Origin of the sequence: Flavobacterium sp., assembly GCF_032153895.1 — a bacterium.
Taxonomy (GTDB): domain Bacteria; phylum Bacteroidota; class Bacteroidia; order Flavobacteriales; family Flavobacteriaceae; genus Flavobacterium.
In genome coordinates, this window is sequence record NZ_JALDYN010000007.1 from 13,028 (window position 1) to 33,827 (window position 20,800).

Genomic DNA, 20,800 nt, shown 5'->3' on the forward strand with positions numbered 1-20,800 from the left:
TTTTCCCTTCCTTTTTATTTAACTACTAATGAAAAAATACTTTTTACTGACGCTGAGCATTTCTTTCGGATTGTTCGCGCAAAACAACCCAAATCCTGGTTATTGGCAGCAACACGCTGATTACAAAATGGACGTTTCCATGGATGTGAAAACCTACCAATACAAAGGAAAACAAACTTTGTTATACACCAACAATTCGCCGGATACCTTACGTCGCGTGTACTATCATTTGTTCAACAACGCTTTCCAACCCGGGAGTGCGATGGATGCTCGCTTGAAAACCATCAAAGATCCGGATGGCCGCATGGTGACCAAAGTAAAAGTAGGCGACAAAGAAGTAAAAGAAAGCCGAATTGCCTCCTTAAAACCGAACGAAATCGGCTATTTAAAAATTACAAACTTCAAACAAGACGGAATTGCAGCCACCAACAAAACCGTTGGAACTATTTTAGAAGTGACTCTGGCTAAACCTTTATTACCAAAAGCTTCCACAACGTTTACATTAGATTTTGACGGACAGGTGCCGGTTCAGATTCGTCGTTCTGGACGCAATAACAAAGAAGGGGTGGAATTGTCAATGGCGCAATGGTATCCGAAATTAGCCGAATACGATTTCGAAGGTTGGCAGGCCGATCCGTACATCGGACGTGAATTTCATGGCGTTTGGGGGAATTTCGACGTAAAAATTACCATTGATAAAAACTATGTTTTAGGTGGTTCGGGTTATCTGCAAAACGGCAACCAAATCGGGTATAATTATCAGGAGGAAGGCATAAAAGTTACTATTCCGAAAAAACAGAAAACCTTAACTTGGCATTTTGTAGCGCCAAACGTACATGATTTTACTTGGGCAGCCGATAAAAATTACATCCACGACAAATTACAAACGGAAGAAGGTGTAACCCTGCATTTCTTATACAAAAACAAACCGGAAATTCTGGAAAACTGGAAAAAATTGCAGCCAAAAACTGCACAATTACTTTCTGTCTACAACAAAACGGTTGGAAAATATCCTTACCAACAATATTCCGTGATTCAAGGCGGCGATGGCGGTATGGAATATGCTATGTGTACTTTAATTTTAGGCGAAGGCACATTCGACGGCTTATTGGGCGTAACCGCTCACGAAATGGCCCACTCATGGTTCCAACACGTTTTGGCGACCAATGAAGCGAAACACAGCTGGATGGATGAAGGTTTCACCACTTGGCTGGAAAACTATGGCTTGAACGAAATTGCCGAAAATAAAGTGGACAATCCGCATAAAGATTCCTACGCCGGTTATTTATCGTTAGTCAAATCGGGGAAAGAACAACCGCAAGGCACACACGCTGACCGTTACGACGAAAACCGTCCGTACAGCATTCAGGCGTACAGCAAAGGAAATATCTTTTTATCGCAGTTGGAATACCTCATCGGAAAGGAAAATCTTTTAAAAACATTAAAACGCTATTATTCCGATTATAAGTTCACGCATCCGACGCCAAACGACATCAAAAAAACAGCGGAACGCGTTACGGGAGCGAATTTAGACTGGTATCTAACCGAATGGACGCAAACCACCAACACCATCGACTACGGTATCAAAGCTGTGGAAGAAAGTGGTGCAGACACTAAAATCACTTTGGAACGCATCGGAAGAATGCCAATGCCTGTTGAATTTTTGGTGGTTTATGAAGATGATTCAATGGAAAGTATTTATGTACCACAAACTTTGATGCGTTGGACAAAAGACAATCCGTTTCCGAACATCAAACGAACTGTAACCGATGCTTGGGATTGGGCCTTCCCTACTTTTGACATTACACTCAAAAAACCAAAATCGGCTATCAAAGTAATTGTCATCGACCCAACGGAACTGATGGCAGACATCAACAAAGCCAACAATATTTACAAGAAATAAAACCAAAGCTGTCTGAAAAGGCAGCTTTATTTTTTGGGCACAAACTTTTCCACTTCCGCCCAAGTAGCCCAAATTTTGGCCAACTGTTTTTTAAAAGCAACGGAAGCGTCACTTTGCTCCAACTGTTTGAAAAGCACATGCATTTCGCCTCGCATCGCCGGAAATTGATCCGTAATCGGAAGCATGTCGATCCAGGCTTTTCGATGAGATTCGTATGCCACAACAAACGCATCCGGACAAGCGTCAGCAGAAATACTTTTCATGGCTTCGGTATAGTTCAAAATGGTCTGACTCAAGGAAAGGGTTTCGCATTGCTTGTTGCGGATTTTTCCAATCTTATCATCTTTCTCAATCAGTCGTGTAATACATTTTAACTGACTCCTGGAAGCAAATTCGTCCGTTTTACCACTTGAACAAGATAAAAGAAACATGGTGAATCCGAATATGAAAAATTTCGAAAATAAACTCATAATACAAGTTTTATAAAGGTAAAGTCAGTACCACTTCAAGGTTTTTAGAATTCAATCCGGCATTGGAAGGTTGCAAACCACCGTTGGAAACGTGTCGTAAACTAGGACGCAAGTCAAAATGAATTCCATCCGATATTAAACTGAATCCTAAAGCTATCACATCTGAAAACGCAAAACCTTTGGTCAGCCGTTCCGTTTCAGTATCCGTCAACATTGACCCAACACTGCCCAAAAGATAAATGTTGAATGACTTACTAATGGCTTTTTCAACCTTAATTCCAACGTTCAAAACATACTGATGCATCGTTTTGTATTTACCAAATTCATTCCGTAGCGCTTCATAATTACTTTCATGAGGTTCTACAAAATACAGATTCAATAGTTGATGTCGTGAGAAATTAATCTCTGGTTCCAAAACTACTGAGAAATCAAACCCTTTGATCTTCTTTACATGACGTTGCAGGTGTACTTTCACAAACTGATTGGCAAGCGAATAATCCTTCTCCCGGATTTCATCACCAAATCCGAAACCTAAACCCAAACGAAAAGACTTCTCTCCTTCTTGTGCAAATGATGGCTGAAAGACAAACCAAAAAACAAAATATTTTAAAACCTTCATCTTCGATTGGTTTGATTACTCCGACAAAAACTTTGTACCTTTGCCGCAACAATGGAAAACACTTACCCAAAACACGAAAAGCTGAAAAGCAAAACGACTATTGACTTACTTTTTTCCGAAGGAAAATCGGTGTCTAAATTTCCGTTGCGTTTGGTTTATGTTCCTGTTCCTGATTCGGATTCGCAAATAAAAATCGGGGTTTCCGTTTCTAAAAAATACTTCAAAAAAGCAGTAGACCGCAATTACTTTAAGCGGGTTCTGCGTGAAACTTACCGTTTAAACAAGGAAATCTTGCTTCAAAACAACCCACAACCGTACGCTTTCATGTTGCTTTATCAAACTAAAGATAAGCTTTCTTTTTCGGAAATTCAGGAAAAGACAGGGCATCTGTTTCGAAAATTCGCCGAAGCGATTGCAAACGATAAATAATTTCTGAATAAAAGACACTTTTTTGACTCACATTTGCGTTATGGGTTTAAAACCAAAAGCTTATGAAAATTCTTGTTGCTCTTTTTTCGTTATTCGTAATTCCGTTGGCTTGTAATTCGAAAGCGGAAGATTCCCAAGCTGTAACCGAAACCACTGAAGCCTATGCTCCGGCTATGAAAGCTGAAGCCAACTATGAAATGGTTGATTCCGCTGCTGCTGCCGTTGAAGAAGGCGAATCCGAAGCAAAAATTGAATCCAAAATCATCAAAACCGGTTCCTTGCGTTTTGAAACGGAGAACCTCAACGAAACCTTTGCGACGATTCAAAAATCAGTCAGCAAACACAAAGGGATTATCCAAAACGACAATTCGGGCAAAGATTACAATTCTTCCTATCGCAATCTGACCATTCGGATTCCGAGTTCATCGTTTGACGCTGTAATTGCTGACATTAGTCAAGGCGTGAAACATTTCGACCGCAAAGAAATTTCCGCACAGGATGTCACCGAAGAATACGTTGATTTGGAAGCAAGAGTTAAAGCTAAAAAAGTGTTGGAAGAACGTTATTTGGAACTTCTGAAAAAAGCCAATAAGGTTTCTGAAATGCTCGAAATTGAACGAGAACTTTCTAATATCCGCGAAGAAATCGAAGCAAAAGAAGGCCGAATGAAATACCTGCAACATCAGGTTTCGATGAGCACGATTCATCTGGAAATGTACACCAACAATCCGTCCGAAAGCGGCGCTACAGTTTCTTATTTCGGCAAAATGTGGAATGCAATTCAAGACGGCTTCAACAATATTGCAACTTTCTTCTTAGGGCTACTGCATATTTGGCCTTTTATTCTTATTTTCGTAGTACTGATCGTTTTCATCAGAAGAAAATTGAAGAAAAAAACGGCTTAACACCATGTTGTCATTCCTTAAAAAAAGATATATTATTCCGGTACTTGCCGGAGGATTTTTGTTTGTAGGCGCGAGTTTTAAACAGGATTTTTTTGAAATCGCCAAACAGCTGGAAATATTCACCACCATGTTCAAAACGGTGAATCAGAATTATGTGGATGAAGTCAATCCAGGCGAAATGATGGACAAAGCCATCAAAAGCATGCTCGCCGATTTGGATCCGTACACTAATTATTTCAACGAGCAGGATGTCGTTCGGTTTAAAATCAACTCGACAGGCGAATACACCGGAATTGGCGCGATGATTAACCGCAAAGAAGGCCGTTTGATTATCGTCGAACCGTACAAAAACTTCCCAGCCGATAAAGCCGGATTAAAAGCGGGTGACGAAATTGTTCAGATTGGCGATGTGAATCTGGTGGATTTTAAAGAAGATGCCGGAACCCTATTGCGCGGTGCGAAAAACACCAAAGTTGACATCAAATACAAACGCCAGGGCAAATTGCTAAGCACACAGCTTGTTCTGGACGAAGTGGAAGTGAAAGCCGTGCCGTTTTACACGATGCTATCCGACAAAACCACAGGTTATATCGTGTTGACGCAATTCAACAGTAAAGCCTCTTCCGAAACCAAAGACGCATTATTAAAATTAAAAACGGAAGGCGCCACCAAAATTATTCTCGATTTGCGCGGCAATCCGGGCGGATTGTTACATGAAGCGGTAAACATCTGCAACTTATTTGTGCCGCAAAACGAGATTATCGTTACGACAAAATCGAAAAACGAGAAACACAACAATACTTATAAAACCCAGAAACAACCGGTAGATTTAGACATTCCTTTGGCGGTTTTGGTTGATGGAAAAAGTGCTTCCGCCTCTGAAATTGTGGCTGGTGCATTGCAGGATTTAGACCGCGCTGTTATCATCGGAACCCGTAGTTTTGGGAAAGGATTGGTGCAACGTCCGTTAGATTTATCCTACGGAACGCAAGTAAAAGTCACCATTTCAAGATATTACACGCCTTCCGGACGCTGTATTCAAGCATTGGATTATGCCCATAAAGACAAAGACGGTAAAGCGACCCGCACCGATTCTAAAAATTACAACGCTTTCAAAACCCGAAAAGGCAGAACCGTATACGATGGCGGAGGAATTCAACCGGATATTGAATTGGCGGAAGCGAAACAAAGTACAGTAGCTTCGGCTTTGGTGAAAAGCGACGGTATTTTCAATTTCGTAACGGAATATTATTATAAAAATCCGACGCTTGGAACGACAATTCCTGCACTAACCGATACTGATTTTGCAAATTTCAAAGCCTTCCTGAAAAAAGAAAACTTTCAGTTGGATACCGAAACCGAAGTGGCGCTGAAAAAAACCATGGAAGCTGCCAAAAAAGAAAAAATCGACGAAAGCATCACGGTTGAATACCAACAGTTGTTGTCTGCACTGCATAAATCAGAAGAAAAAGAACTGGAAAAAAACAAAACCGAAATCAAAAACTTAATACTGGACGAAATTATCAAACGCTACCAATACCGCGAAGGCTTGTACCTTTACTATTCGAAAAGCAACCCGGAAATTACAAAAGCACTGGGAGTTTTGAGCAATACTTTGGAATACAATAAAATACTCAAAAAATAATTGCTGTATTTTGACCGTCGCCCGTTTTTTATGATAATTTTGTGATTTAAAATTTTACAAAAGTGAGTTCAACCCACAACAATCTGAATAAAGTTACCCTTGGAAGTCTAATGGTTACCCTTGGAATTATCTATGGGGATATCGGAACTTCTCCGCTCTACGTAATGAAAGCCATCGTTGGCAAACAGGCGATTGACCATGATATCGTTTTAGGCGCTATTTCCTGTATTTTCTGGACCTTAACCCTTCAGACCACTTTCAAATATGTTATCTTAACGCTTCGTGCTGATAACAAAGGGGAAGGTGGAATTTTTTCCTTATACACCTTAGTCAAAAAACTGAAGAAAAAATGGCTGATTGTACCCGCCATTATTGGGGGAAGTGCCTTGTTGGCCGATGGAATCATCACGCCGCCGATTTCCGTTTCTTCGGCTATTGAAGGATTGAAAACCTATAATCCGGAGTTGAACACGATTCCGATTGTAATTGCGATACTCTTTGTATTGTTCTTCATTCAGCGTTTCGGAACCAAGTTGGTTGGAAAATTCTTCGGACCAATGATGTTGCTTTGGTTTGGAATGTTGGGAACTTTGGGAGTGGTTCATTTGGTAGGCAATATTGAAATTTTAAAAGCATTCAATCCGTATTATGCCATTCATTTGTTGCAGATTCACCACGAAGGATTTTATGTTTTAGGATACGTTTTCTTGTGTACAACCGGAGCAGAAGCGCTGTACAGTGACTTAGGCCATTGTGGGATTAAGAACATCCGCATCAGTTGGATTTTCGTGAAAGCGATGTTGGTGTTGAATTATTTCGGACAAGGCGCCTATTTAATTTCACATCAAGGAAGCTCGTTAACTGATTTAAGTGGTAACGCCAGCAACCCTGGAAACCCATTCTATTTGGTAATGCCGGAATGGTTTTTACCGTTCGGAATTGCTATTGCAACAGCGGCTGCGGTAATTGCATCGCAAGCGTTAATCAGTGGTTCGTTTACTTTGATTTCGGAAGCAATGCGTTTGAATTTCTGGCCAAAAGTGCGCGTAAAATACCCAACCGACATGAAAGGACAGTTGTATATTCCGTCCATCAACTGGTTGTTGTTCATTGGTTGTGTGTTCATCGTATTGCATTTTGAAGAATCCGGAAACATGGAAGCCGCTTACGGTTTAGCGATTGTATTGTGTATGATCATGACAACCATTTTATTAGGGTTCTTCATGGTGTTAAAGCGTTACAATCCGATATTCATCATCTTGGTATTGCTAATGTATTTGTCGATTGAGATTTCGTTCTTCATGGCCAATATTGAGAAATTCTCGCATGGCGGATACGTTTCTGTTTTCATTGCCGGTTTCTTGGCTTTCATCATGGTGATTTGGTTCACGGCGAAAAAAATCAGAAAAGATTATACCGAATTTGTCAAACTGGACAACTTCAAAACCGTTATTGCCGAATTAAGCAACGATCTTTCCATTCCGAAATATGCTACCCATTTGGTGTACATGACCAATGCGAATATTAGTGATGAAATCGAATCGAAAGTCGTATACTCCATTCTGCAAAAACGACCAAAACGTGCTGATATATATTGGTTTGTTCACGTCAATGTAACCGACGAACCGTATGAAATGGAATACCGCGTTCGCGAAGTAATGAAAGACGACATCATCCGTGTGGATTTTTATTTGGGCTTCCGTGTGGCACCGCGTATTAATTTGCTGTTCAAAAAAGTGGTGCAGGATTTGGTAAAAAACGGCGAAGTGGATATTACCAGCCGTTACGAATCTTTAAACCGAAACAACGTTATTGGAGATTTTAAATTCGTTTTAATTGAAAAAATTCTGTCGTACGATAACGATTTCCCTTGGTACGAACGCATCGTATTGGATATTTACTACTTCCTGAAAAAAATCAGTTTGTCGGAAGAAGCGGCTTTTGGTTTGGACAGCAGTTCGGTAAAAGTAGAGCAATATCCGATTGTGATTCACCCGCCAGATGAAATCAATTTGAATCGTATTAACGAACCAAAATCTCATTAAAGTCATGAGAAAATTAGCCTTTATCTTTTTATTTGCTTTCAATTTACTGAGTGCTCAGGAAGAAGTCGTGCATTCTGTGTATTTTGAGTTTGATAAATTCAATTTAGATGACAAACAAGCCAATGATGTCTATTCCTTTGTTAAAAACATTGACACGACCCGAATTGAAAGCATCCAGATTTATGGCTATTGTGATGATCGCGGTAAAGACGCGTACAATTACAAACTCTCAAGCAACCGAGCCAATACCATCAAAACCAAATTGATTGAAAAGGGCATCAAGAATAAAATCATCGTAACTATTGAAGGCAAAGGCCGTATTTTGATTGAAGATGATATTGTGGAAAACCTTCCGGAAGTTCGTCAAAAAAACAGACGTGTTGACGTTGTGATGAACTTTAAACCGGCGCCAATCATCCCAATTCCTGGAGTTTACAATGATTTGAAAAACGATATGGTGGTAGGGGACCGCATTTGTTTTGATAAAATTTTATTCGAAAAAGGACGCAGTGTTTTAACACACAAAGCCCGAGTAGAATTAGACCGAATCGCAAGATTTTTACACAAATACAAAAACATTCATTTTGAGATTCAGGGGCACATTTGCTGTACGCCAACTTTTCAAAAAGAAGCTATTGATAAAGACACTAAAAAAAGAGCTTTGTCGCACAATCGCGCACAAGCTGTATACAAATATCTGATTGCCAAAAGAATTGACAAACGCCGTATGAGTTTTAAAGGCTACGGGAACACCCAGCCTTTAGGCAATGGCTCCGAACAGGACCGAAGAGTAGAATTTTTGATTACCAAGATGTAAAAGCCAATGAAAAAATTACTTACCCTAGTATTGCTTTTAACCCTATCAATGAGTTTTGCTCAGGCGGAATTAACGAAAGTCAAAACGGATAAATATTCTGTGTATTTTGATTTCGACAAGCACAAGCTGACCGATATCGAAGATCAGAAGCTAAAAGACTACGTAGCAAGTTTAGGGGATATCGTAATCCTTTCTATTGGTTTGGAAGGCTTTTGCGATGACCGAGGTTCTATCGAATACAACCGTTTACTTTCCCAACGTCGCGCCAAAACGGTTGAAGATATTTTGGAAGAAATCGCTTCTAAACAGAAAAACGTCGAAGGAAAAGGAAAAATCGATTTGCGTATTACCGAATTGAATGCCGACGAATTGGACGCAACCAGAACCTTAAACCGTCGTGTAGATATTTATTTAGAATACTTCCACAACGATTATATCGACTTGAGTAAACCAAAGGATTCCTTGCCGACGAAAGTCGAATTGGTGAACCGTCAGTTGCGCTTGAAAACCTTTCAGGACAAACCTTTGAAAGTGGGCGATATCATCAAACTGAAAGATTTATATTTCGAAGGCGGACGTGCCGTTTTGTTGCGTAAATCAGAGAAACAGCTTGAAAAATTACTAAAGGAATTACAGGACAACCCGAATTTTAAATTTGAGATTCAAGGCCATGTGTGCTGCATCGATACCGATTATTTTCGTGATGCAGTCGATGAAGATACCGGCATCAACAACTTATCGGAATCCCGTGCCAAAGCTATTTACAAATATTTACTGGCCAATGGAATTCCCGAAGAGCGCATGACCTTTAAAGGTTACGGTCGTGATTTCCCATTGGAAGGCGAAAAAGAGCGCAACAACAAACGCGTAGAAATCGCCATTACGAGCATCAATTAACTAACCACGTCGCATTTCGATGTGCGGAATATCATCTTCCAGATACATTTCGCTCGTTTGTACAAAGCCGTGCGTTTCATAAAATTTTTGCAGATACAATTGGGCTGAAATCGTAATTTTGGTTTCATTAAAACGAGATACAATTCCCTGTATTGCTTCTTCGATTAACAAATGCCCCCACTTTTTATCGCGATGTTTCAGACTCACCACAACTCTACCAATAGACGTTTGTTCAAAATAATCGCCTGCGTCAAATAAACGTGCATAAGCCACAATTTTACCATCAAACACGCCAAGAAGATGAAGTGCTTTCTCGTCTTTGCCATCAATATCCTGATAAACGCAATTCTGCTCCACTACAAACACTTCAGAACGCAATTGCAGTATTTGATACACTTCAACCGAAGAAAGTTCTTTAAATCGCTTTATTTTAAATTCTATTTCTTGATTCATTTTAAAAAGTGTATGGATTTAATGATGGCTTCCAATTCAAAAACAAAATCTCGTTTCGCGCTGGAAGGATTATAAACGAAACCGTCAGCGATAAGATAACACTGATTCGTTGGGTCTTCAATCACATAATTGAGAAAAGGGCCGTTCATAAAACCATTTTCCAATTCCCAGGTTCCGCGTGTTTCGTAAGTAGTTTTGTGGTCTAATCTGATTTTTTGAAAATAAGGCGCATAACTTTCTTCGGTAATCATGCCGGCATTGTTGTACAGGCCTTTTACATATTTTCGTCCGACAGAATCTCTGATGTCAATAATTTTTTGAGCCAAATTATCGTTCTCAGAAAAGGAAGAAAACGGAATTTTATACAACAACAGGTTCAAATTCCCGGAAGGTACATCTTTTTTCAGCCAACAGAAATCCTTATTCCGGATTGCATACTGAAACGTGTTGGGCAATTGCAAAGTAATTCCGAAAGCTTCTTTTATCGATTTATCATTGAACGGAGTAATGGCATTTAAGCGTTGATTTTCGATGATTTCATAATATTTCAGACTTGAAACCAAGGTGTTCGCGTGCAATTCTATCGTGCGGATGATTTCGGAAGACGTATATCCGGAAATATAAAACACATTCTGCGGAAAGGCATATTGATTTTCGACATGTTTAAACTGTGGAATATCGGATTTCGATACAACAATCAGCGTACGACTATTTTTAACCGAGGCATCAAAAATTTTTGGGGAATACTGATTAATGGTAAACAACGGTTCTTCGTCCTGAAGCCCATCGACCGGAGCGGCTAGTTTTTTGCGTAACGTATCCCCGATTTCGCCGTTCCAAAGCACATCGTCCATGATGACAGAAATCGTATTGATTTTCCCGTGGGCTTCCGGCAAACGCAAATCACTCTGTTTCTCGTTAGAAGTACACGACAAACAAAAAAGCAACAGCAACAGCCCGAAAAAAAAATTCGCTTTTCTCACAAGTAACGTTTGAAAAGCGAATTTAAGAAATTATCCTTGAATCTTCAGTTTCTGACCCGGTTGGATGTTGTCTCCTTTGATGTTGTTGAGACGTTTAATCTCCGCAACAGAACTTCCCGGATGTTTTTTAGAGATGCTCATTAAAGAATCGCCTTTCTGAACAACATATTCTTTGATTCTTTCGTATTCTTTTTTACGCTGTTCTTTGGCTTTAGCTTCTTTCGCAGAAGTCTCGGCAACGGCTTCTTCTTTTTCAATGGTTTTAACCACTAATTTTTGCCCTAACTGAATGTTGTCGTTTTCCAACTTGTTCAACTCGCGCAATTCCGCCACTGTTAAATTGTTTTTTACAGCGATTTGGGTAAGATTATCTCCTTTTTGAACCACATAAGTAGTTTCGGCTACTGCATTTTCAACGTCAGCTTCTTTTAACTGATCCACTTTAATTTTAGGTTCCGAAGGTTTAAGGGTATCGGCTTTTTTCTTCTTAATCACTTTATCGACAACTGCTACCTGAACTTTGCTTTCGTATTGGATTTTAAGTTTCTGACCCGCGTTGATTCCAGAACCTTTGATACGGTTCCACTTTCTCAATTCACCGATGCTTACATTGTACTTATCCGCAATTTCCGAAAGATTATCACCGCGTTTTACCGTATGGTATTTGGTACGCATTTTTGTGATGGTACGTGTTTCCACATCTTCATCAGTTGCATCGTTGAAAGCTACAGCGGTAGAATCAGAAGAAAGAACTGCTTTTGGTTTTCTGGTGTAATAATCTTGTCTTTCGCGTTTGCTGTCTTCAAAATCGATATAAGCGTACACTTTTTGTTCGTTAGAAGTAAAAACAGCTAATTTGTCTTTTGGCAAACGCAGGAAATGTGGCTTATCGGATACGAATGGCACTACATCTCGCTTGTAAATCGGGTTTAAAAAGCGCAGTTGTTGTTCCGGCATATCCAATAAATCGGAAATCTGCTTGAACGACATTTGTTTTTTCACCATCACCGTATCGGTTTCGAAATAGGTTAATGGCGCTCTTTTTGGAGTAATTCCGTGTTCTTTTTTGTATTCGTACACATACATCGTTGCATAGAAAGCCGGCAAATAACCTTGCGTTTCTTTGTACATGTATTTGCGGATGTTCCAGTAATTGGTATGTCCGCCCGAACGGCGAATCGCTTTGGCAATGTTTCCAGGACCGGTGTTATACGAAGCTAAAACCAAATCCCAATCACCAAAAATTTTATACATGTTCGTGAAGTACTGACACGCCGCTTCCGTCGATTTTAACGGATCGTAACGCTCATCCACATACGAATTCACTTCTAAATTATACTGCTTTCCGGTTTGGTACATGAACTGCCACAAACCACTGGCGCCAACTCTCGATTTTGCCAACGGATTCAAAGCCGATTCCACAATCGCCAGATATTTAATTTCTAACGGCAAATCGTACTTCGCCAAATGCGTTTCGAACATTGGGAAATAGTATTCGGATAACGCCATCAAACGCTCGAAAGCATCAGAACGGTTTTTCAAAAATGATTTGATAACACTCTCAACAGTCGGATTGTATTCCACATTGAAAGGCGATTTCTGGTTCAGTTTTTCCAGACGGTCTTTTAAAAGCTGAGTGTCTAAATTATAGGAAACCAATTCATCGGAATCTACTTTGGCAATATCAGCCTGCATGTTGTCATACAATTCCTGATTGCTCAATTCCTTCATCCACATTTCATCAATGCAGTTGCTGGTTTCGTGATTTACGAACGTTGCTTTAATAGAGTCGAGATACGATAGCTTTGGGAGCTGTTGAATTTGCTCTTGGTTTTCTGCCGTTTCCTGAGCCGTCATGGCCAAGGATAAGAAGCCGAAAACAAAGGTAAATACTTTGGTTTTGTTCATTCTTAGTTGTTTAATCCGTTATCATTCAATCTCTTACGTCGGTTGCAAACATAATAGCTAATAACTGATAATGTTTAAAAATATTGTTAAAATATAAAATTTTAACGTAATATCGCTGCGATACCTGGTAAAGTTTTTCCTTCCAACATCTCCAACATCGCGCCACCACCTGTAGAAACGTAACTCATTTTAGGTTCTAAACCGAACTGTTTCACCGCGGCCACAGAGTCGCCACCACCTACTAACGAAAACGAACCGTTACTTGTTGCTTCGGCGATAAAATTTCCTAAAGTAATTGTTCCTTCGGCGAATTTTTCCAATTCGAAAACACCCAGTGGACCGTTCCACAAAATGGTTTTACATCCCTTAACAATTGGTTTTAAAGCTTCTAACGTTTTTGGCCCAACATCCAAACCTTGCCAGCCGTCCGGAATATTATTTACATCAACGATTTGAACATTGGCTTCGTTGGAAAAAGCATCCGCAGCAACCACATCCACCGGTAAATGAATCTGAACGTTTTTAGCTTTGGCTTTTTCTAAAATTTCAAGAGCCAATTCCATTTTATCGTCTTCACAAATGGAATTTCCAATCTTACCGCCCAACGCTTTGATGAAGGTAAAAGTCATTCCGCCGCCAATGATCATGTGGTCTATTTTATCTAAAATATTTTCAATTACCGTGATTTTAGAAGACACTTTAGAACCACCTAATACGGCTAAAACCGGTTTTTCAGAATTGTTCAAGACTTTATTCAAGCTCTCAATTTCTTTGGCCAACAACGCTCCAAAGCATTTGTTTTCCGGAAAAAACTGTGCAATAATTGTAGTGGAAGCATGTGCTCGGTGCGCTGTTCCGAAAGCATCATTTACATAGATATCACCTAATTTGGCTAATTTTTGAGCAAAGGCTACATCGCCTTGTTCTTCTTCTGCGTAAAAGCGTAAGTTTTCTAAAAGTAATACTTCTCCAGGTAGTAAAACTCCAGCGTTTACTTCGGCAACTTCTCCGATACAATCGGAGGAAAATTTAACCGGAACGCCTAACACTTCCATCGTTTTGGTAACGATGTGTTTTAACGAATATTTCTCTTCAACCCCTTTCGGACGTCCTAAATGCGACATTAAAATAACACTGCCTCCGTCTTTTAAAATTTTATCAATCGTGGGTTTTGCGGCTTCAATTCGGGTCGCATCGGTAACGTTGAAATTTTCGTCTAACGGCACGTTGAAATCGACGCGAATGATGGCTTTTTTACCTGAAAAATTAAAATCGTTAAGAGTTTTCATTGGTGTTATTTTGTTGAATAGTTATACTTTAATCCGCAAATATACTATTTTTCTGTTTTTGGCATTTTTTTGACTTCTTTTTTAGCAAATTCACAATTTAGAATCCGTTTTAATCTTTGGAACTTTCTGTTATCTTTGCTTTATGCTATTTCAGGAAATTTTAGGGCAACACCATCTTAAAAGTCATTTGACCAAAAGTGCCGATTCGGGTCGCATTCCACATGCTCAATTGTTTGTGGGGCCGGAAGGTTCAGGGACATTGGCAATGGCAATTGCGTATGCCCGTTACCTGTTATGTTCGAATGTTTCGGGAGAAAATTCCGGTGGCAACCAAGCCTGCAATCTAAAATTTGAACATTTTTCACACCCTGATTTACATTTCGTTTATCCGGTAGCCACTACCAGCGAAGTGAAAAGTCATCCGGTAAGTGATAATTTTCTTCCGTTATGGCGGGAATTTATTTCCAAAAATGTTTATGGTAGTTTATTTGAATGGCTGAAATTCTTAGGCGTAGAAAACAAACAAGGTCAGATTGGCGTTGATGAAGCGCAGGACATCGTCAAAAAACTTTCCCTGAAAGCCTACGAAGGCGGTTACAAAGTCATGATTATTTGGATGGCCGATAAAATGAACATCGCGACTTCTAATAAACTTTTGAAACTTCTTGAAGAACCGCCGCAGAAAACCGTTTTTCTACTGATTACCGAAAATCCGGACGACATCATGCAAACAATTTTGTCGCGTTGTCAAGTTTTGGATTTCAAAGGTTTACCCGAAAGTGAAATCGCCGAAGCTTTGCTTTCCCGTGAACAGCTGGACGAAAAGCAGGCTATGAAAATCGCACATCAGGCACAAGGGAATTACAATAGAGCGTTGCAACTTATCCAAAAAGAACAAAACGATTTTCCGTTTGAAGAATGGTTTGTACAATGGGTTCGCGCGGCGTTTCGTGCCAAAGGAAATGCAGCTGCCATTTTAGATCTGACTTCTTGGAGCGAAGAAATTGCCGGCATCGGTCGGGAAGCGCAAAAGCAGTTTTTACATTTTTGCGTGGAAATGTTCCGTCAGGCCTTGTTGCTGAATTACCAATCGCCATCTTTAGTGTATATTGAACCGACAGTCGATAAATTCAAGTTGGAAAATTTTGCACCTTTTGTGAACGGCAACAACATCAACGAGATTTTTCAGGAATTGTCCGATGCAATTTACCATATCGAACGCAACGGCAACGCGAAAATTATTTTAACCGATTTATCCATCAAACTAACCCGTTTAATTCATAAAAAATAAACTTATGTTACCGAATCAAATTTACGCAGTATCGATTATTCTGATTTTTTTAGCCATCACGTTTTTACAATCCGGATACGATAAAATAGCCGATTGGAAAGGCAATGTAGAATGGTTGAAAGGTCATTTTTCGCAAACCTTCATCCGTAATCAGGTGCCGGCTTCATTGGCACTAATTTTAATTACCGAAGTGATTTCTGGCGTTTTATGTGTGGTAGGTGCGCTTCAAATTTTCTTTACAGAAGGACACCGCAGCGAGTTCGGTTTGTACGGCGGTGTAATGTCGTGTGTAACATTGCTTTTCCTTTTGTTTGGACAGCGTATCGCCAAAGATTATGATGGCGCCAGAACGATTGTAATTTACTTTATTCCGGCTGTTTTGGCGGTGTATTGGTTGTAATCTATTTATCCTATGAAGATTACCTTTTTAAAAATTTTACTTTTCTTTTCGGTTTTGGGATTTTCGCAACAACAAACCCTTATAAAAACATTGAATGATGCGTTGAAAAAAGAAGTGGAAGCTCAAAAAAAATTAGGTGATGATTATTACGGAACCCAATTCGAGGTCGTTGAGTATTACACGATTCGCGACAGTGTTGTACGAGTTTATGTTCAACCTTCCAATCCAAATGATCCAACAGAAATTGCCGAAACCAAATTGCCTATTTTAAGCGTTACCATCAAAAAGAAAGATCCTTACGGTTCCGAATATTTTATTGAAAAACAGGAAGTGGATATCCGAAACATCAAAACCATTATCAAAGACATCAATATTATTTTTGAAACCGAGTCGGACGACCAAGTACATACCATAACTACTGATGCGCAAGGAAATGTAGACTACCATCGTAACGATATGTTTTTCCTGCATCTAAGCCATGAGAAAAGCAACGAATACTTTCAAAAAGAATTGGCTACTATCTTTAAAAAAATGAAAATTGAGGTAGAAAAAGGCATTTGGGCAGATTAAATCTTCTTAGGGATTGAACATAAAGTAATAACGTTTGGTTTACTTTCCCAAACTCGCCTTATACAATCGCAATTCGTCCCAGGTAAACGCATCGCCGTGTTGATCTTTGAGTTCACCTAAACTTTCACCTTCATAGTTTTTAAACGCTTTCTGTAAGGCCGACAATTTTTCTTCCGGAAGTAAATCGGACAATTCGACCATATCTTGCTGAATGAGTTTCGTAAAATGTGAAAAAATCGTACCCGCTGTAAGTTTGCGTCGTTTTGCAATCTCATGTATGGATAAGTTTTGTTTCCAAAGTTCTAACGTTTCTTCGATGGTGGCTTTTTTGGGCGCTTTTGGTTTTTTTATAGCGTCTCCGTAATAGGACGCGTCTTCCTCTGCTTCCACTAAAGTAGCGTGTTCTTGACGAAAACGTTCGGCTACGGTAACCAATTTATTGATTTTGTAATAGTTCGCTTCTTCCAGTTTTAAATTGTCTTTGGAAATGGTTTTACCTTCCGAAACAATTTGAATGAGCAATTTGATTTTCTTCAGCTGTAAAACGGTTTTAATCTGCCATTCTTCCAACACCAAAAGTTCTTCATAGAAGGTTTTTACTTTTTTGGTCCGTTTGATTTCTTCCAGTTTCAGCAACAATTCTTCCACCAGTAAATCTAAAGGTTTGAAAAAATAATCGTAGGCCGCCTCAACACGCTGACGAATGAACTCAAAATCGATTGGATCCGTTAAAAACAATTTATACAGCTGACTCTGAAACTTCTCAGACGGATTTTCCAATGCTGCCAAACTTTCGTAATTGCTCTTCGCCCATTCCTGATGTTTGCGTTTTGGCGATTTTGGTGCTTCCTGATTGTAACTGTAGAGATGATTACGCCATTCCTGAGTTACATTTTTAAAATCGAAGCTGAAAATCAAACTCTTAAGAATAAATTTTTTGGTTTCTACCGATAGTGACTGCTCCAAAACAGCCGTAGTCGCTTTCTGATTCGCATATTGCAACACTTCTTCATCGGAAGCAATGCCATTCAATTTGAGCGGAGAGAGCAAAATAAGCCCTTCTAACGAACGTAAACGGGAAAGTGCTACGTAGGCTTGTCCGGGGGCAAAAACCCGGCTTACATCTAACACAGCTTTATCGAATGTCAAACCTTGGCTTTTATGAACAGTTATCGCCCAGGCCAGTTTAATTGGATAGTGCGTAAAAGTGCCTAAAAGCTCTTCTTCGATTTCCTTCGTATTCTGATTGACTTTGTAGCGGATGTTCTGCCATTCGTAGCGCTCTACTTCGATCGATTGGTTCTCTTCTGGAAAGAATACAATGATTTCTTTTTCCGATAAAGTTTTAATTACGCCCATTTTTCCGTTAAAATAGCGCTTCTCAAACGACAGATCGTTTTTGACAAACATGACTTGTGCGCCTACTTTCAATTCCAGTTTTTCATCAATTGGGAAAATTTTCTCGGGAAAATCATCTACAATTTCTGGCAGAAAGGTGTATTTTTTTCCGTTCAATTCCTGCAAAGCATCGGCATTCATCGCATCGGCTTTGGCATTATGCGTCGTGAGTGTGATATAACCTTTGTTAGTTTTGAAATCGAAATCCGGCTGTACAAATTGATTTAAAACAGCAACATCTTCTTTTGCAATCTGATTGTTCCGAAGGTGATTCAAAACCGAAATAAATCGGTCGTCCGTTTGTCTGTAAATCTTATCCAATTCAATATACAACGGCGGAAAACGCTGCACCACATGCGAATGAAAGAAAAACATTCCGGCGTAATATTTTTTGAGATGGAACCATTCTTCCGGCTTCACAATGGGTGGTAATTGTAATAAATCCCCTATAAATAAAACCTGTGCGCCACCAAAAGGCTGTTCGTTATGACGTACTTTCCGAAGCATAAAATCCATGGCATCCAACACATCGGCTCGCAGCATACTGACTTCGTCAATAATCAATAATTCAAGGTTTCTTAACACCGAGCGCTTGGTCGCATTCATACTAAAATGTCGGGTTAAAGACACCTGATTTTCAAACCGTAAAGTATCTGTGAAAGCGGGAACATCTTTGGCATCTGGAAGAAAAGTGGCAAACGGCAACTGAAACATCGAATGGATGGTTACGCCACCGGCATTCAGCGCTGCAATCCCAGTTGGAGCTACAACAATAGTATTTTTATGCGTCGAGCTAAGGATTTCTCGCAGTAAAGTGGTTTTTCCAGTACCGGCTTTTCCGGTGAGAAAAATAGATTGATTGGTTTGGTTGATGAACCGTAAAGTGTAATCGGCGGGTGATAAAATTTGTTCCACGTGGCGTATAGTTTAAAAAGTAAAGGTATAAAAAAAGCCCTCGGTTGAGGGCTTTTCATTATTTTTTTGCTTCTTCTTTCGGAGCTTCTTCTTTCTTTTCAGAACCTTTATACTTGTCGTTCAGTTCTTTAGAAATGGTTGTTGTGATATCGTAAGCTTCTTTAGCATATAAAACCGTAGCAGCATCTCCTGTTCCGTAGATGTAATCGTAACCGTTTTTCTTACCGTAATCTTTTACGTAATCTTTGATGCGTTTTACCAAACTGTCCATTTCTTTACCGCTTTCTTGCTGTAAAGTTTGTAACATCGCTTGTTGTTTCATGCCTAATTCCTGCTCGCGTTTTTGCAATTCAGCACCTTTTGCCTGAGCCCAAGCCTGACCTTTTGCCATAGCATTTTGTTGGAAAGAAGCAGCTTCATTTTGAAAACGACTTGCTTCGGCACGCAATTCGCGACCCATTTCTTCGGATTTCACTTTGTATTTTTCTTCGATATCTTTCGCTTCGTTATTTTCTTCCAACAATTTTGAAGTATCGATATAAGCCGTTTTAACTTTTTCAACAGCTTGTGTTTCTTTATTACAAGAAATCATGGCTAAAGTAACCATGGAAAGTAAAATCACTTTTTTCATTTTCATTAAAATTTATTTGTAAAAATTCAATTTTTTAAACAAGAAGTCAAAGATGCTAATTTTCAGCAGAATTTCACAACTTTATCCTCTTATTTTATATAATAAATATTATTTATCGTTTAAAAATATAATATAAAATTCGATTATTAAAACAAGCGTTCATAAATTCGATTTAAGCCATTCTAAAAAACAAGCATTATTATCTGATGTTTTAGTCTAAAATCATTTAAAGAATCGTTTTATTTTACTTTTTAGCGTTTTCTAATACATAAATATGCGAAGAAAACTCTAAATTTTGCTTTGCTTTTATATTAGAGCGCAAACCGATCCAAAATCCGGCAAAGAAATTCATTTTTCCAGTTTTGTATTTTTCGGATAAAAGCGATACATAAAAACTATCAAAAACCATCGGTAAAACTTTCTTCAATTCAATATCTTCTTTATTAAAAAGTTTTTCAATGGCCGTTTTAGAGAAATGCCATAAATGACGAGGCACATCATAAGCCGCCCAAAATTTTCCGTAATGTTGCGCGTCAAACGATATGAAATTAGGAACGGCGATAATAATTGTTCCTGAGGGTTTCAGCAATCGTTTCAATTCCTGAATTTGTTTTTCCAAATCCGGAACGTGTTCTAAAACGTGCCACATCGTAATCACATCGAACGAATGGTTTTCTAAAGCTTCTAAATTTGCTGCAAAATTAACTCCTTTTGCAATGGCGCTTTGCTTGGCTTTTTCGTTAGGTTCGATTCCGGTAATTGACCAACCTTGATTTTTGGCTTCGGATAAAAAATCTCCGGTTCCGGCTCCGATATCTAATAAGCTTCCTTTTTTTGGTTGCTGTTTGGTAATTAAAGTAACTTTATCACGGATGGCTTTCCGTTTGATAATATGGTACACTTTTTCAAACAACGAACGTTTTCCATCGGTATGTGAAATATAATCATCGCTTTCGTAATAACTCGGAAGTTTTTCCAAAGTGGGCTGCGGATGGGTTTTCAGTAATTGTAATTCTTCATCCAAAAGCAATTCAAACTGCTCGCCAGATACGGAATGATCTTTAACTTGGATAAAAACGTTTTCGGTTGAAAATTGCATTAATATATTTTATTTTTTTACTAATCGCTTTATTGATAAGGCTTCGCACCGTAGTTTCACGTGGAACATTTCTAATATTCAGTGTTCAGTATGCAGTAAACAATAAAAATCAGCTCACTGAGACTGGGACTGT

Annotated in this window: 19 protein-coding genes; 10 read left to right on the plus strand and 9 right to left on the minus strand. The window is 39.1% G+C overall.

Translation table 11 applies throughout. The features are described from left to right. Positions 1 to 28: 28 nt before the first annotated feature. Positions 29 to 1,903 (plus strand): M1 family metallopeptidase, encoded by a 1,875-nt coding sequence (locus tag RUH60_RS04340; RefSeq protein WP_313805798.1) that lies wholly within the window; start codon positions 29 to 31, stop codon positions 1,901 to 1,903. Positions 1,904 to 1,929: 26 nt separating this feature from the next. On the opposite strand, the gene RUH60_RS04345 is transcribed toward RUH60_RS04340, so the two are convergent. Then, entirely contained in the window at positions 1,930 to 2,373 is a 444-nt protein-coding gene (locus RUH60_RS04345; protein WP_313805801.1) for a hypothetical protein, read from the minus strand. A gap of 10 nt (positions 2,374 to 2,383) precedes the next feature. Then, a complete protein-coding gene (locus RUH60_RS04350) occupies positions 2,384 to 2,992 on the minus strand; it encodes an acyloxyacyl hydrolase (RefSeq protein ID WP_313805803.1) in 609 nt (202 codons plus the stop codon). 51 nt (positions 2,993 to 3,043) lie between these two features. On the opposite strand from RUH60_RS04350, the gene rnpA reads away from it, so the two are divergent. The 6 genes from rnpA (at position 3,044) to RUH60_RS04380 (ending at position 9,730) form a co-directional block, all read left to right on the plus strand. Beyond that, positions 3,044 to 3,421 (plus strand): ribonuclease P protein component, encoded by a 378-nt coding sequence (gene rnpA, locus RUH60_RS04355; RefSeq protein WP_313805805.1) that lies wholly within the window; start codon positions 3,044 to 3,046, stop codon positions 3,419 to 3,421. Positions 3,422 to 3,483: 62 nt separating this feature from the next. After that, complete coding sequence (locus RUH60_RS04360; RefSeq protein ID WP_313805807.1) at positions 3,484 to 4,326, plus strand: DUF4349 domain-containing protein; 843 nt, start codon at positions 3,484 to 3,486, stop codon at positions 4,324 to 4,326. 4 nt (positions 4,327 to 4,330) lie between these two features. Further along, the gene (locus RUH60_RS04365; RefSeq protein WP_313805809.1) at positions 4,331 to 5,971 is read left to right on the plus strand and encodes a S41 family peptidase; all 1,641 of its coding nucleotides are present in this window, start codon (positions 4,331 to 4,333) and stop codon (positions 5,969 to 5,971) included. Positions 5,972 to 6,081: 110 nt separating this feature from the next. Beyond that, a complete protein-coding gene (locus tag RUH60_RS04370; RefSeq protein ID WP_313805942.1) occupies positions 6,082 to 8,016 on the plus strand; it encodes a KUP/HAK/KT family potassium transporter in 1,935 nt (644 codons plus the stop codon). A gap of 4 nt (positions 8,017 to 8,020) precedes the next feature. Then, positions 8,021 to 8,833: an OmpA family protein gene (locus tag RUH60_RS04375; RefSeq protein ID WP_313805811.1), complete on the plus strand. Its 813-nt coding sequence runs from the start codon at positions 8,021 to 8,023 to the stop codon at positions 8,831 to 8,833. Between the two features lie 6 nt (positions 8,834 to 8,839). Next, complete coding sequence (locus RUH60_RS04380; RefSeq protein WP_313805813.1) at positions 8,840 to 9,730, plus strand: OmpA family protein; 891 nt, start codon at positions 8,840 to 8,842, stop codon at positions 9,728 to 9,730. On the opposite strand, the gene RUH60_RS04385 is transcribed toward RUH60_RS04380, so the two are convergent. The 4 genes from RUH60_RS04385 to RUH60_RS04400 form a co-directional block, all read right to left on the minus strand. Further along, positions 9,731 to 10,183, minus strand: a complete 453-nt coding sequence (locus RUH60_RS04385) for a GNAT family N-acetyltransferase (RefSeq protein WP_313805815.1) — start codon at positions 10,181 to 10,183, stop codon at positions 9,731 to 9,733. Further along, positions 10,180 to 11,166, minus strand: a complete 987-nt coding sequence (locus RUH60_RS04390) for a DUF4837 family protein (protein ID WP_313805817.1) — start codon at positions 11,164 to 11,166, stop codon at positions 10,180 to 10,182. Before RUH60_RS04390 ends, RUH60_RS04385 begins: the two co-directional genes overlap by 4 nt. Before the next feature lie 30 nt (positions 11,167 to 11,196). Next, complete coding sequence (locus RUH60_RS04395) at positions 11,197 to 13,074, minus strand: LysM peptidoglycan-binding domain-containing protein (RefSeq protein ID WP_313805819.1); 1,878 nt, start codon at positions 13,072 to 13,074, stop codon at positions 11,197 to 11,199. Between the two features lie 101 nt (positions 13,075 to 13,175). After that, positions 13,176 to 14,363 (minus strand): phosphoglycerate kinase, encoded by a 1,188-nt coding sequence (locus RUH60_RS04400; protein ID WP_313805821.1) that lies wholly within the window; start codon positions 14,361 to 14,363, stop codon positions 13,176 to 13,178. Positions 14,364 to 14,505: 142 nt separating this feature from the next. Here RUH60_RS04400 and RUH60_RS04405 point away from each other — a divergent pair, with 142 nt between their 5' ends. Genes RUH60_RS04405 through RUH60_RS04415 form a run of 3 tightly spaced genes read left to right on the plus strand, consistent with a single transcriptional unit; the run spans position 14,506 to position 16,624 of the window. Further along, positions 14,506 to 15,654: a DNA polymerase III subunit delta' gene (locus RUH60_RS04405; RefSeq protein ID WP_313805823.1), complete on the plus strand. Its 1,149-nt coding sequence runs from the start codon at positions 14,506 to 14,508 to the stop codon at positions 15,652 to 15,654. 4 nt (positions 15,655 to 15,658) lie between these two features. Further along, entirely contained in the window at positions 15,659 to 16,054 is a 396-nt protein-coding gene (locus RUH60_RS04410) for a DoxX family protein (RefSeq protein ID WP_313805825.1), read from the plus strand. Between the two features lie 12 nt (positions 16,055 to 16,066). Beyond that, complete coding sequence (locus RUH60_RS04415; RefSeq protein WP_313805827.1) at positions 16,067 to 16,624, plus strand: hypothetical protein; 558 nt, start codon at positions 16,067 to 16,069, stop codon at positions 16,622 to 16,624. A gap of 39 nt (positions 16,625 to 16,663) precedes the next feature. Here RUH60_RS04415 and RUH60_RS04420 read toward each other — a convergent pair whose 3' ends face one another. From RUH60_RS04420 to RUH60_RS04430, 3 genes are all read right to left on the minus strand, one after another. Next, positions 16,664 to 18,937, minus strand: coding sequence for a helix-turn-helix domain-containing protein (locus RUH60_RS04420; protein WP_313805829.1), 2,274 nt, complete (start codon positions 18,935 to 18,937; stop codon positions 16,664 to 16,666). A gap of 58 nt (positions 18,938 to 18,995) precedes the next feature. Next, positions 18,996 to 19,568: an OmpH family outer membrane protein gene (locus tag RUH60_RS04425; protein ID WP_313805944.1), complete on the minus strand. Its 573-nt coding sequence runs from the start codon at positions 19,566 to 19,568 to the stop codon at positions 18,996 to 18,998. Between the two features lie 244 nt (positions 19,569 to 19,812). Further along, positions 19,813 to 20,667, minus strand: a complete 855-nt coding sequence (locus RUH60_RS04430) for a class I SAM-dependent methyltransferase (protein WP_313805831.1) — start codon at positions 20,665 to 20,667, stop codon at positions 19,813 to 19,815. Positions 20,668 to 20,800 lie beyond the last annotated feature (133 nt).

Coding starts and splice junctions, on each gene's coding strand:
- RUH60_RS04415 (WP_313805827.1), top strand. CDS start 16,067: ATGAAGATTACCTTTTTAAAAATTTTACTTTTCTTTTCGGTTTTGGGA.
- RUH60_RS04380 (WP_313805813.1), top strand. CDS start 8,840: ATGAAAAAATTACTTACCCTAGTATTGCTTTTAACCCTATCAATGAGT.
- RUH60_RS04430 (WP_313805831.1), bottom strand. CDS start 20,667: ATGCAATTTTCAACCGAAAACGTTTTTATCCAAGTTAAAGATCATTCC.
- RUH60_RS04400 (WP_313805821.1), bottom strand. CDS start 14,363: ATGAAAACTCTTAACGATTTTAATTTTTCAGGTAAAAAAGCCATCATT.
- RUH60_RS04345 (WP_313805801.1), bottom strand. CDS start 2,373: ATGAGTTTATTTTCGAAATTTTTCATATTCGGATTCACCATGTTTCTT.
- rnpA (WP_313805805.1), top strand. CDS start 3,044: ATGGAAAACACTTACCCAAAACACGAAAAGCTGAAAAGCAAAACGACT.
- RUH60_RS04405 (WP_313805823.1), top strand. CDS start 14,506: ATGCTATTTCAGGAAATTTTAGGGCAACACCATCTTAAAAGTCATTTG.
- RUH60_RS04395 (WP_313805819.1), bottom strand. CDS start 13,074: ATGAACAAAACCAAAGTATTTACCTTTGTTTTCGGCTTCTTATCCTTG.
- RUH60_RS04340 (WP_313805798.1), top strand. CDS start 29: ATGAAAAAATACTTTTTACTGACGCTGAGCATTTCTTTCGGATTGTTC.
- RUH60_RS04350 (WP_313805803.1), bottom strand. CDS start 2,992: ATGAAGGTTTTAAAATATTTTGTTTTTTGGTTTGTCTTTCAGCCATCA.
- RUH60_RS04360 (WP_313805807.1), top strand. CDS start 3,484: ATGAAAATTCTTGTTGCTCTTTTTTCGTTATTCGTAATTCCGTTGGCT.
- RUH60_RS04385 (WP_313805815.1), bottom strand. CDS start 10,183: ATGAATCAAGAAATAGAATTTAAAATAAAGCGATTTAAAGAACTTTCT.
- RUH60_RS04365 (WP_313805809.1), top strand. CDS start 4,331: ATGTTGTCATTCCTTAAAAAAAGATATATTATTCCGGTACTTGCCGGA.
- RUH60_RS04425 (WP_313805944.1), bottom strand. CDS start 19,568: ATGAAAAAAGTGATTTTACTTTCCATGGTTACTTTAGCCATGATTTCT.
- RUH60_RS04410 (WP_313805825.1), top strand. CDS start 15,659: ATGTTACCGAATCAAATTTACGCAGTATCGATTATTCTGATTTTTTTA.
- RUH60_RS04370 (WP_313805942.1), top strand. CDS start 6,082: ATGGTTACCCTTGGAATTATCTATGGGGATATCGGAACTTCTCCGCTC.
- RUH60_RS04375 (WP_313805811.1), top strand. CDS start 8,021: ATGAGAAAATTAGCCTTTATCTTTTTATTTGCTTTCAATTTACTGAGT.